The following is a 12,223-nucleotide window of genomic DNA, read 5'->3' as shown; positions in this document are numbered from 1 at the left end:
ATCCCTTGCGGTTCGCGCACAAAAACGTCATAGCCTGTCTCCTCTGCTCATACATGTAGTAGACAGGGGGGACGGAATATGGATTCGATCTGGATGATAGGGGAAATATTGCTGATAAATATGGTGCTGAGCGGTGACAATGCGGTGGTTATCGCCATGGCTTCCCGCCATCTTCCCGGCCATTACCAACGTCAAGCGGTATGGTGGGGCGTAGGGGGCGCCGTGCTTATGCGCTGCGTGCTTACCGTTGTGGCCGTCACATTGCTGCGAATCCCGCTGCTCCAAGCGGCGGGCGGAGCGATGCTCTTCGCTATCGCCGTTCAACTAACCACCCCGCCCCGGCAAGAGCTGGATGAGATGAGAGAGGCTGGCTCCTTATGGACGGCGATCCGCACGATTCTAATCGCGGATTTCGTGATGAGCCTGGATAATGTGCTGGCGATCGCGGCCATTGCGAAGGGCCGAATGGAATTCGTCATCATCGGCATTACGCTCAGTATTCCGCTTATCGTATGGGGCAGCACGATCATCAGCCGCTGGCTGGAACGGCTGCCGCTGCTCATGTATGCGGGAGCTGGAATTCTTGCTTACACCGCTGGAGAGATGATTGCGTCCGATACCCAGATCGCTGCCTGGATAGACCGGTCGGGCCTTCGCTTGGAAGGAAGTCTGTCTTGGGTTATGGTAGGACTGGCATTGCTTCTCAGTGTATTTTTTCGCGTCAGGGGCAAGATCGGAACAGAATAACACCCGTATGGTGCGATGATGCGGTATAGGCATACGGCCGCTGCCCTTTTCGGGAACGGCTGTTTTTTTGTGCCATTTGCGGATTTTGCAAATTTTCAGGTGATGGTGGTATTTTTCCGGACTTTCATATACACTAGAAAAGATAAAAATGACGCACCGAATGTCGCACCCTGTCTCTCAAATCGTAACCATGATGCATGGAGGTTTTGTCGAATGGGCAAAAATCAACAAGTGATCGGCATCGTTATCCTCGCTGCAGGCTTATTTATATTGTTGGGCAAATGGGGAGTCTTTGCTTTTATCGGCGGCAACTTGTGGCCGCTCATCATGTTTCTTGTCGGCTTGGGCGCGTACGGCCTCGTCCGGGCGAGAATTGCCCCGCCTGTTACGATGGTGCCTGCCGGCATGCTGACCGTCTACGGCGTGCTGTTCATGCTGACGCATTGGATTAGCACCAGTCTGTTCATATGGCTGTGGCCTCTGCTTCTGATCGGGGTCGGGGTAGGGTTGTACGGCTATTATGTGGAAGATCCGCTTCACCCGCGTCAAGCATGGCTCGGATCGCTAATGTTCGGCGGGGTAGGGATCGGCATTTTTATCCTGATGCTCATGATTACAATCAGCCTCTACATGATTGCGATTGCGCTCATCGTGGTTGGAGTCGCTCTCGTGTTCGGCCGCTTAGGCCGTAGATATTAAGAGGCTTTGCCGCAACATGGAGACACTATTCCGTCCGAGTAGAAACGCCGCCTCATCCCGGCGTTTTTCTTGATGAATTGTCTGGTTCGCCTTGCCGCGGACGAGGACGATTCCATTGTATGTCATTCACATCCAGAAGGGAAAGGTTCAAGTATGCAAGATCGAAAAAACATTCGCAATATCGCAATTATCGCCCACGTTGACCATGGCAAGACGACGCTCGTGGATAAGCTTCTCCAGCAGTCCGGCACATACCGCGACAATGAAGTGGTGCAGGAACGCGTCATGGACTCCAACGATCTGGAGCGTGAACGGGGCATTACGATTTTGGCCAAAAACACCGCGATTACGTATAAAGATTACTTGATTAATATCGTGGACACTCCGGGTCACGCCGATTTCGGCGGAGAAGTGGAGCGCATTATGAAAATGGTCGACGGGGTACTGCTCGTCGTCGATGCCTTCGAAGGCTGCATGCCGCAGACGAAGTTCGTGCTCCGCAAAGCGCTGGAGCATAATCTGACGCCGATCGTTGTCGTCAACAAGATCGATCGTCCGAATGCCCGGCCGCATGAAGTTATTGACGAAGTGCTCGAATTGTTCATCGAGCTCGAGGCGAATGATGAACAGCTCGATTTCCCGGTCGTCTATGCATCCGCTCTGAACGGAACGTCGAGCTTGTCGCCAGAGCAGCAGGACAGCAACATGCAATCGCTCTATGATACGATCGTGGACCATATCCCTTCTCCGTCGGAGAATCCGGATGAGCCGCTCCAGTTCCTCGTTACCTTGCTTGACTACAATGAATATATGGGCCGTATTGCGATCGGCCGCGTGAACCGGGGCCGCATTCGCCAAGGCCAGACTGTTGCCGTCATCAACCGCGAAGGCCAGGTGAAGCAGGCGCGGATTGAGAAGCTCTTCGGCTTCCAAGGCTTGAAGCGGATCGAGCGCAACGAGGCTGGGGCCGGAGATATCGTGGCCATCGCCGGAATCAAGGACATCAATATCGGTGAGACGCTGGCGGATCCGGCACATCCGGAAGCACTGCCTGTCCTTCATATTGACGAGCCTACGCTGCAGATGACCTTCGTGGTGAACAACAGTCCGTTCGCCGGAAGAGAAGGGAAATGGATTACGTCCCGCAAGCTGCGCGAACGGCTGATGAAGGAGCTGGAGACCGATGTCAGCTTGCGGGTGGAGGATACTGACAGTCCGGAAGCATTTATCGTCTCCGGGCGGGGCGAGCTTCACCTGGGCATTCTGATCGAGAATATGCGCCGTGAAGGCTATGAACTCCAAGTATCGAAGCCGGAGGTTATCGTGAAAGTGATCGACGGCAAAAAAATGGAGCCGATCGAACGGCTCGTTATTGATATTCCGGAAGACTGCACGGGTCCGGTCATGGAGAGCTTGGGCACCCGGCGGGCCGAGATGGTCAATATGATCAACCATGGCAACGGCCAGGTCCGCCTGGAATTTCTGATTCCGGCCCGCGGACTGATCGGATACCGCACTAATTTCCTGACGCTGACCCGCGGCTACGGCATTATGAACCATGCCTTCGACCATTACGGTCCTTATGTCGGCGGCCAGGTCGGCGGGCGCCATCAAGGGGTGCTGGTCTCGACCGAGACGGGGACAAGCACGATGTACGGCATGCTGTCGGTCGAGGATCGCGGCGTGTTGTTCCTTCAGCCGGGTACCGAGGTGTATGAAGGTATGATCGTGGGCGAGCATAACCGCGACAACGACATCGTCGTCAACATCTGCAAGGAGAAGGCCTTGACGAACGTCCGGTCGGCTACGAAGGATGAGACGGTCCGCATGAAGACGCCGCGTCTGTTCTCGCTGGAGCAGGCTCTGGAATATTTGAATGATGATGAATACTGCGAGATTACTCCGTCCACGGTGCGCCTCCGCAAAAAAATTCTGAACAAGAGCGAACGCGAACGGGCAGAAAAAGTGCGCAAAATGTCCGAATCCCATGTATAATGAGATTTGGACAACGTTGGAAAAGGAGTGACCCTCGATGCAAGCGTGGTTGGCATCCCATCCATATATAAGCTACGTGCTTATTTTTGCGTTCATGGTGTACATCTTCAATAAAGTGTTCCGTACGCAGCAGAAGCTGCCTTTGCTCAAAGAAATTTTGGTGTATCTGTTTATGGCGGTCGGGGCGTTCATTCTGCTGATTTTCCAGATCGACAAGCTGCCGATCGTGCAGTGTTTGTCCGTGGCTGTCATCTTAATGTTCATGGTGCGCATCCGTTACTTCGTCGAGGAGCGGCGGCGCAAAAAAGAAGCGAATAATCAAGGCTGATTCGAGTTGACCCGCTGCCGGAAGGCAGCGGGCATCTGAACAGAAGGGACGAGAGCGCATATGATGAAGCTGCCGGTTGCGCTGTTCAATTGGCTGCAGATTAAGATCGTGACAGATGCTCGCCCCGAGGATGGGGCGGCCAAGGAAACGGTTGCATTTTTTGAAGATATTTTGCGCGAAGATCATCGGCTGAGTTCCGTCGCCGCGCAGTGGGACGAGGCGGAAGACAGCTATGTCGTTACATATGAGCAGGATGGGGCCACGCATTCCGATCGGTTCGACCGGGACGAAGCGGAACGGCTGTGGAAAGATATTGAAGGAAATCCGAAATACAACGAGTAACATGATGTGGGAGGAAATATGAATTGAATTCATCGACACCATTGCCGCCGAGAAAACAACAGAGCGTAAAAGCCGCTCCGGCACGCAAAGGCATGCCGAAATGGTTAAAGACCATTCTCATTGCGATTATCATTCTATCTCTCGGCGTCATCAGTTACGCCGGATACATATTGCTGTATGCTAACAAGAAGCTGGATGGCATCTCTACGGCCAAGGTCGGAGGAGAGGGAACAAGCACGGTTCAGGCTACGCTGACGCCGAAGAGCGAGCCGTTCTCGTTCGTGCTGCTCGGGCTGGATTACCGGCCGGAGCTTCCGGGGAAGCGGACGGATGTCATCATGGTCGGCGCGATTCATCCCGATACGCAGGAAGCCGTGCTCGTGTCGCTGCCGCGGGACACGTACTTCAGTATTCCGGGATACGGACCGGATAAGCTGAATCATTTTTACCCCAACTTCTATGTCATGAAAGAGCGGGGCACCCTGGACAGTGCGACGCCGGAGGACGAGATGCGTGTGATGCTCGGCCAATATTTAGGCATCGATCTCGATTATACGGCCGTCATTAACTTCAAGGGCTTCGTCGACCTGGTCGATGCAGTCGGCGGCGTCGATGTCAATGTCGATCAGGATATGTGCTACGTTGACAAGGAAGACGGCACGCATATTAATTTGAGCAAAGGCTTTCAACATCTGGACGGCAAAAATGCGCTCGACTTCGTCCGTTACCGCAAATCGAACTGGCGATGCAGTCCGCAGACGCCGGGAACGACTGATTTCGATCGCAATATGCGTCAAAATGCGGTGCTGAAGGAGATTGTCAGCAATATGCAGTCGCTGGGCGGCCTGACGAAGGCGACGGATGTTATTGATGCCTTGGCGGACAATTTCACGATCGACATGCTTCCGTCCCAGATTCGAAGCGCCCTGACAACGTATATGATGATTGATAAGGATAATATCCATTACATCTCGGTTGACGGAGACTGGAAGAGCCCTTATATTTATCCGTTCGAGGATAAATTGGAAGAAGGCAAGCAGGCGCTGAAGGACATCCTGGCAGGTAAATCGCTGAAGGAGCCGGCCGTTCCGGAGGATACAACGGATCCGGCGGAGGCGCCTTCTGCCCCTGCGGCCTAGTTATACAGGTTGTATGCAATTTTTGCTGCATCGATTAATACAATAGAATGACAGGAGCGAACTTGTATAGGAGGTCGTCGAAGCGATGCTGAAGCAGCGAGCCGTCATGCCGAATGAACCGCAGGACAGAATGCTGAACATGCACTGCAGCGGCATGCTGCCCCCGACGCTGAGACAGCCTACGGCTGGCATGCGCCTAATGTTGGGGCCGATGCGAGTTCCGTTCCCATGTCAAAAAGCCTAGTGTATACTAGGCTTTTTGCTGCATTTAGGCACGGTCCGCTCATATCCTGTCTGGTACGGCAGCAGCCGCGTGCTTGTCTGGCTTCAGGATGCCTGCCTCTCCGGCTGGCCGTTAACGAGCCTTCTGGGAGCGGGTTCCCTTATTCGGGGCTGGCTCGGGCGCATTTTCCCGAATCTGCTTCACATGGCTCGGAACTTGAGGAACGATTCGCCCCACTATATCGGCGAGCTCGTTCGCGAAGCCGGATATCGGCCGGCCCTGCCGAATGTCGGCGGCCATCTCGCGCAGTCGTGCAGTAATATCCATGTCAGCTGTCACGAGGGCATTGGCACCATATTTATCCTTGCTAAGAGCCTCGGCCACGGAATATTTAATTGTTCCTACCCGGGAACGCTCCATATCGCCATCAACATCAATGCCGACAATCGCCGTATTTCCGAAGACGACGCAATTCGCGGCTTTGACGCCGTGGACTTTGCCCGCCAGATCGGCCAGATGCTGGCTGACCGCCCCGGCATCTTGAATGTTGTGCTTGCCGTCCTGGATCGGCTGAGCCTGTCCTCCCGCGGAACTTCTTGGTGTCGCTTGCCTGTTCGCATTTCCGCATCCGGCGAGCATCCCTACGATCACGATAGCAACCAGCAATCTATGCATCACGTATCAACCTTTCCTTATTGTTTGACAATAAAAAATGAGACTTCCGATTGAGTATAGTGTGAACGGCCGCGGCATTTTTTATGTAATGCAAAATGAATCGCCACACCCTCCCTCTTGGAACGGTCTGTTCGGCGAAAGGAGAATCCAATGAGCAAAATATTTGTATTGGATACGAACGTGCTGCTGCATGATCCGAATGCGCTGTTTGCTTTTCAAAATAATGAAGTGATCATTCCTGCCGTTGTGCTCGAAGAAATGGATTCGAAAAAACGCAATGCCGATGAGCTCGGACGCAATGCGCGATCGGTATCCCGGCTGCTGGACGGCTTGCGGGAACACGGTCATCTGCATCATGGCGTCCGTCTCCCCAACGGAGGCACGCTGAAGGTGGAATTGAATCATCGCAGCTTTCTCAAGGTACAGGAAATGTTCGGAGAGGTGTCGAACGACAACCGCATACTCGCTGTCGCCTTGAATTACCAATTGGAGCAAAAGCATGCGGAGCATCCGGCGGAAGTCATCCTGGTCAGCAAGGATGTGCTTGTCCGCATTAAGGCGGACGTGCTTGGACTGCATACGGAGGATTATTTGTCCGACCGGACGGTTCAATCGAGTGATGAATTGTACAGCGGCCTGTTCTCCGTTCATGTTCACCCCAGCATTATCGATGAATTCTACTCCTGCCGCGTGCTTCAGTTGAAGCAGCTCGGGCTGCGGCTGCATCCCCATCAATTCGTCATTTTGAAGGACGAGATTGGCACGAGCAAATCCGCCTTGCTCAAGGTAAATGCCGAGGGCACCAGGCTGGAGCCGCTCTTTTTGAGCAATGATCCGGTATGGGGGATTACGGCGCGCAACGCCCAGCAGCGGATGGCGCTCGAACTGCTGCTCAATGACGACATTCCACTGGTGACGCTGACAGGGAAAGCCGGCACGGGAAAGACGCTGCTGGCGCTGGCCGCCGGGCTGATGAAGGTGGAAGATGAGCGGAAGTACAAGAAGCTGTTGATTGCGCGGCCGGTCGTGCCCATGGGGAAGGATATCGGATATTTGCCAGGGGAGAAGGAGGAGAAGCTGCGGCCGTGGATGCAGCCGATTTACGATAATCTGGAGTTCCTGTTCGATACGAAAAAATCCGGGGACATCGATAAAATCCTGGTCGGTATGAACAACATTCAGGTGGAGGCGCTGACGTACATTCGCGGGCGCTCCATTCCGGGGCAGTTCATCATTATTGACGAGGCGCAAAATTTATCCAAGCATGAGGTCAAGACGATTGTCTCCCGGGTCGGAGAGGGCAGCAAGATCATCCTGATGGGGGATCCGGCACAAATTGACCATCCGTACCTCGATTCGGCGAGCAACGGCCTGACTCATCTGGTGGAACGGTTCAAAGCCGAGCGAATCAGCGGCCATGTGACGCTTGAGAAGGGGGAGAGGTCGCGCCTTGCCCAGATTGCGGCAGACTTGCTGTAGAACGGCCGGTCAGACGCAGCCGGCCAGTCACGGGAGGATAAGGAATGGCTCGGAGCGAATAGTGCTCCGGGCTTATTATTTTGCCATAATCGGATTCACGGGTAAGGACAAGGTAGGCCAACGGTGCTACAATAGATAGTAGAAGAAGTGAGGAACGGACGGAAGGGAGAGGGCAATGCCGCAATTCAAAAAAACGCTGGTCACGATCATGATGGTCTTCGTATCCCTGCTGTTGTTGTTCCAGTTCAGCGGCAGCGTGCCGCAGCAGGCGGAGCAGGATGCCTCTCCGGAGACCGACGTGAAGCCATCGCCGGACAACGCGGGCCCCAAGCCATTGAAGCAATTGAAGGTGGCGGTGCAGCTCCCGCCGATGTCCTTCATCCAGCTTCGGCGCTTGAACCAGATGTTCATGGACGAGACCGGCATCTACGTCGAGCTGATCAACAGCTCGGTTCAGCAGGTAGAGGAAGAGTGGCCCAAGGAGATGCAGATGGAGCAGAGCACCGATATTTTGCTGCTCGACAGTGAATCGGTCATCCCGTATGCGCGCAAGGGCTGGATTCTGCCGCTCGATCCGTCGATGAGCGGGGGAGATGCGGTCCCGCCATGGTTAAGCGACCGGGTGCGGTGGAACGGCTATGCCTGGGGCATGCCGGTTCAGTTGGATCCTTATGTGCTTGTGTGGAATAAAAATATAGTGAAATCCGCCGGCGGCGCCTCCGCTCTGCCCGGCGATTGGAGTGAATGGAAGCGCTTGTTCGACGAGAATTCGCCAGCAGTGGCTGAGGAGCCGCCGGCAACGCCGGACAGTCTGCCTTCGTCCGGAACTATTCCGCCTCCGGCTATCTCTCCGGGAGCCGGCCAACCGCTTCCGCCGCAATGGTTCGCGTGGCATGCGGACGATCATCGGGCCCTGCTCTCGCTATTGTGGAGGCTCGGATTGCTTCATCCCGAGTTTGTGCCTGCACAGGGAGGCCCGGAATGGGCCGGAAGGCAGACGGAGAGCACCGAGGCCTCGGAGGTTCGGTGGAAGCAGGCGCTGCCGGAGCTGGAGCCGTACTTGACACATTTTCAAGGTTGGAGCCCTGAATCCAGCCACATGGATACATGGGAGAAGCTGAATGCGGGTGAGATCGCCTTCGCGATCGTCCCTTACTCGGAAGCGGCGCTGGAAGCGAGTGCCCCGCTGGCCGTCGAGCCGGCCGGGGAGGCGGGGCCGCCGGCGGGACAGTGGGTGACGAGCCGCAGCTATGTCCTCGCGTCGCATACGGAAGCGGAGCAAGAAGCGAGACGCTGGATCGCCTATATGACCCAATGGTCTGTCCAGCAGGAATGGTTCGAGACGCTGTCCGTCCTTCCTGTTCATGAGCAGGCATATCTCTCTCAGAGCAGCGAGCGGCTCCTGCCGGAGCCATTTCGGCCGAAGCAGGAACAGAAGCGGCATATATACAAGGAGGCGGAAGGACTGGAGCAATGGTCCATCGCAGCCAGCCGCTGGATGGCCGGCCAGATCGAGACGAAGCAGTTGCAGTTGGAATGGCTTCAGCATATGAACACCAAGACGGAGAACAGAACAACCATCAACAGGGAGTGAATCCTCCTGTTGATGGTTGTTCGCGTTGCCTACCATTTCATGGACAGATGCACGGCAATCTGCTTGTCTTCCACGATGACATCGGTGGCTTCTATGAACGATACCAGCCGCTGCGGATAGAAGCCGAGATCGAATTCCTCTTCCAATTGCGAACGGGTCGTATCCGGCAGCTCCAGACCATTGAACATCAGACGGTCGACATGGAACAGCAGCCTGTTTTCCGGCTCGCTCTCCAGCGTGTAATGACCTTGAACGAATACGCTCAGTCCGGCGCTCTCTCCTTCGGCAGAGACCGCACCTTCCTGGAAGCGGAAGGAGAACTGCTCGAAAATCGGATCCTGCTCGCGCAGAAATTCATTCAGTTCTTCTTCTTGGATCATAATGGTATACTTAGTACCATCGATTTGCAGATTGCCGCTCTTCTTCACAAATTCCGGCAGCTTCTGCATCGCATCGGCCAGGGCACGGAAATGGCGGCGCACTTCATACATGCCGATGTTCTGCCAATAGGAGGTGAACTCCTGGATAAGCCGGCTCATCGCTTCCGGATCGCTGCTGTTCGCCAGATTGGTATCCAGCTCCCGCTGCAGGGCATTCACTCTGTCGCGCTGCCGGATAAGCTGTTCCTTGACTTGCGACAATTCCCGTTCCGTGCGGGCCAACGTATCGCGAAGCCGGTTCAGATTTTTCAACTGCTCGGAATACGTCTCCAATATTTCTTGATCGGTCTTGAACAGGAATTGATAGTAATCGAACAGCAGCCAGACGGCGTGTTCATCGCGGGCGGAGAGCAGAGCCTGAAGCAGCATGTCGCGTTCTCCCATATAATAGGCGCGGAGCACGCGGCCCGCCTGCTCCCGCTTCTGATCGAAGGCAGCCGCCTGCTTGCGGAGGGCGTCTTCCGTCTGGCGGCGTTCCCCGGCAGCGGCCGACTCCTTCGCGGCGATGCGATCGATCTCTTTGTTAAGCTCGGTAACCGACAAGCTCTGCTGGAGCAGCTTGCGCTCCGCTTCGGTCGGTTCTTGGCTCCAGCCTGTATGAACTGTCGGTTCCGCACGAGTGGCACCGGGCACCGCAATGGAGAAGAAGAGTATGAATGCGAGTCCCAACAGCGCATAGCGCGCACGCTGTGCCAGTGACATCGGGTTTCCCCCCTTACAAACGGTATGCACAACTCATCGTATGTCTCGTCCAGACGGGATATGACCTCTTTCCCGGCTCCGGATGCAGGGCAGCTGACAGAGAGGAAGGGCACACGGCCGGTCTGCCGCAGCATGACACGGCAGCGGACCGCCAGCAGGGCCCGGCAGGACGGCAAGTCCCGGACGAGCATGGTCAATATTCCACACGAATAGAAAGGATGGTTGCCATGTCTCATTATCCTTCTAATTCCATTCTCATTCAACATTTAATTCATCGCATCCGCCATTCTGCCAAGGCAGCGATTCCTTTCTCGGCCTTCATGGAGAGCTGCCTGTACCATCCGGAAGGCGGCTATTACATGTCGGATCGCCCCAAGATCGGCAAGGAGGGCGATTTCTATACGAGCTCGAACGTGGGCAGCGCGATGGGGGAGATGATCGCGGTCTATATTCAGCGCCAGGCTGCAGAGAGAGGCTGGGCGCCGGACACGTTCACGATCGTCGAGTGGGGGGCGGGCAACGGCCGCCTTGCCGGACACATCAACGAGCGCATGCGCCGTGATCGCTGCAGCGGCTACCGGTACGCCATCGTGGAAGCGAGCCCTTATCATGCGCAGCTGGCCAAGGAGCGGCTGGGCGGAGAAGGCTGTACCGTCTCCTGGTGGAAGGAGACCGATTATCGGCGTGAGGCGGGCGTGAGCCGGCTCTTCGTCCTCGCCAACGAGCTGCTGGATGCGTTCCCGGTCGAGCGCATCCGCGCATCCAACGGGGAGATCGAGCAATGCTTCGTCGCCTGGGAAGAGGCGGAACAGAGCTTCCGTCCTGTCTGGCTTCCGGCAGAACCGGAAGTGGTCCGCTGGCTGAAGCGCTATCGGATCGAGCTGCCGGAAGGCCGTATCTGCGACGCCGGCATCGCCATGAGCGGCTGGCTCGGCACGATGCTGCGGCATGCATCCGCCGCAGAGTTCATCTTCATCGATTATGGCGATGTAACGGAGGAATTGACGGCGGAGCATCGCGTCAACGGGACGCTGATGTGCTATCACCGCCATCGCGCCCATGATAACCCGTGGATACATATCGGCGAGCAGGATATGACGGCCATGGTCGATTTCAGCGTCTGCCAGCAGGCCGCCCTTGAAGCCGGGGCGCTGATTCGCCATTACATGACACAAAAAGCCTTCCTGCTGGAGCAAGGTCTGCTCCAGGAGCTGATCGATCATGCGGAGCCCGATCCGTTCAGTCCGGAAGCGCGCCGCAACCGGGCGATCCGGCAGCTGCTCCTGAGCGATCAGTTGAGCGAGCGGTTCCGCGTGCTGCTGCTGGCGCGGGACGCTTCCGCATAGCCGCCTGCGCGGGCGGATGGCAGCGGAGCAGCCTGAACATAAAGAACGGCCGAAGCCCGAAGGCTTCGGCCGTATCTGTTATGTGCTGCTCATCAGCATATCCTGCATCGTCACCCCGGCGTATCCGCCTTAGAACGGCTTGCCCATTACGAACACGGTCCAATAAGAGAAGCCGGTGAAGCATACAAGCATGTACCCCCAGAACAGAAGTATATATGTACGCTCGGACAATTTTAGATATCCCAACAACACAAAAAAGGCAGTCTGCATGAAGAAGAGCAGAGCCATCTCGATCATGTCTCCAGCAAACGCCATTAGACCGATGACTAATGTCCAGAAGCCGAGTACGCGATACATTCGTGCCACGATTCATCCTCCTCTCGTTACGATCGGTCCCACTTTTCTAATGATATTATAGCGTTCGTTGTTGGTAATGTAAACGATTAACCGTGACGAAAAACCAAACAATTCGTTCAGATCTTCATAAATGTGATATAAAGCATGGACACGAGCA

Annotated in this window: 13 protein-coding genes; 10 read left to right on the top strand and 3 right to left on the bottom strand. The window is 55.5% G+C overall.

All coding sequences use genetic code 11. The annotated features are described in order from the left end of the window. Window positions 1–78 precede the first annotated feature (78 nt). The 7 genes from DQX05_RS04245 to DQX05_RS30530 all read left to right on the top strand — a co-directional run bounded on the left by DQX05_RS04245 (window position 79) and on the right by DQX05_RS30530 (window position 5,494). The gene (locus DQX05_RS04245; RefSeq protein WP_119791143.1) at window positions 79–747 is read left to right on the top strand and encodes a TerC family protein; all 669 of its coding nucleotides are present in this window, start codon (window positions 79–81) and stop codon (window positions 745–747) included. Window positions 748–960: 213 nt separating this feature from the next. After that, complete coding sequence (locus DQX05_RS04240; RefSeq protein WP_119791141.1) at window positions 961–1,446, top strand: glutamate synthase; 486 nt, start codon at window positions 961–963, stop codon at window positions 1,444–1,446. 153 nt (window positions 1,447–1,599) lie between these two features. Then, window positions 1,600–3,441, top strand: a complete 1,842-nt coding sequence (gene typA / locus DQX05_RS04235; RefSeq protein ID WP_119791139.1) for a translational GTPase TypA — start codon at window positions 1,600–1,602, stop codon at window positions 3,439–3,441. 37 nt (window positions 3,442–3,478) lie between these two features. Beyond that, window positions 3,479–3,769, top strand: a complete 291-nt coding sequence (locus DQX05_RS04230) for a YlaH-like family protein (RefSeq protein WP_006675609.1) — start codon at window positions 3,479–3,481, stop codon at window positions 3,767–3,769. 60 nt (window positions 3,770–3,829) lie between these two features. Next, complete coding sequence (locus DQX05_RS04225; protein ID WP_119791137.1) at window positions 3,830–4,111, top strand: hypothetical protein; 282 nt, start codon at window positions 3,830–3,832, stop codon at window positions 4,109–4,111. Between the two features lie 23 nt (window positions 4,112–4,134). After that, window positions 4,135–5,250: an LCP family protein gene (locus DQX05_RS04220; RefSeq protein WP_119791136.1), complete on the top strand. Its 1,116-nt coding sequence runs from the start codon at window positions 4,135–4,137 to the stop codon at window positions 5,248–5,250. A gap of 85 nt (window positions 5,251–5,335) precedes the next feature. Beyond that, window positions 5,336–5,494, top strand: a complete 159-nt coding sequence (locus DQX05_RS30530; RefSeq protein WP_182914613.1) for a hypothetical protein — start codon at window positions 5,336–5,338, stop codon at window positions 5,492–5,494. Between the two features lie 111 nt (window positions 5,495–5,605). Here the strand turns inward: DQX05_RS30530 and DQX05_RS04215 are convergent, their stop codons facing one another. Further along, entirely contained in the window at window positions 5,606–6,148 is a 543-nt protein-coding gene (locus DQX05_RS04215) for a YhcN/YlaJ family sporulation lipoprotein (RefSeq protein ID WP_119791134.1), read from the bottom strand. Window positions 6,149–6,298: 150 nt separating this feature from the next. Between DQX05_RS04215 and DQX05_RS04210 the strand changes: the two genes are divergently transcribed. Both DQX05_RS04210 and DQX05_RS04205 read left to right on the top strand, forming a co-directional pair. Continuing rightward, entirely contained in the window at window positions 6,299–7,627 is a 1,329-nt protein-coding gene (locus tag DQX05_RS04210) for a PhoH family protein (protein WP_119791133.1), read from the top strand. Between the two features lie 175 nt (window positions 7,628–7,802). Next, entirely contained in the window at window positions 7,803–9,221 is a 1,419-nt protein-coding gene (locus DQX05_RS04205) for an extracellular solute-binding protein (protein ID WP_119791131.1), read from the top strand. 29 nt (window positions 9,222–9,250) lie between these two features. Here DQX05_RS04205 and DQX05_RS04200 read toward each other — a convergent pair whose 3' ends face one another. Beyond that, window positions 9,251–10,363 (bottom strand): hypothetical protein, encoded by a 1,113-nt coding sequence (locus DQX05_RS04200; RefSeq protein WP_119791129.1) that lies wholly within the window; start codon window positions 10,361–10,363, stop codon window positions 9,251–9,253. A 227-nt stretch (window positions 10,364–10,590) separates the two neighbouring features. On the opposite strand from DQX05_RS04200, the gene DQX05_RS04195 reads away from it, so the two are divergent. Beyond that, complete coding sequence (locus DQX05_RS04195; protein WP_119791127.1) at window positions 10,591–11,709, top strand: class I SAM-dependent methyltransferase; 1,119 nt, start codon at window positions 10,591–10,593, stop codon at window positions 11,707–11,709. A gap of 129 nt (window positions 11,710–11,838) precedes the next feature. On the opposite strand, the gene DQX05_RS04190 is transcribed toward DQX05_RS04195, so the two are convergent. Beyond that, window positions 11,839–12,075, bottom strand: a complete 237-nt coding sequence (locus DQX05_RS04190) for a DUF2626 domain-containing protein (RefSeq protein ID WP_040730274.1) — start codon at window positions 12,073–12,075, stop codon at window positions 11,839–11,841. Between the last annotated feature and the right edge of the window lie 148 nt (window positions 12,076–12,223).

It is taken from the genome of Paenibacillus thiaminolyticus (genome assembly GCF_003591545.1).
GTDB classification, from domain to species: Bacteria; Bacillota; Bacilli; order Paenibacillales; family Paenibacillaceae; genus Paenibacillus_B; species Paenibacillus_B thiaminolyticus_A.
Note: the sequence above shows the minus strand (reverse complement) of the source record. Positions and strands in the feature narration are given on the sequence as shown.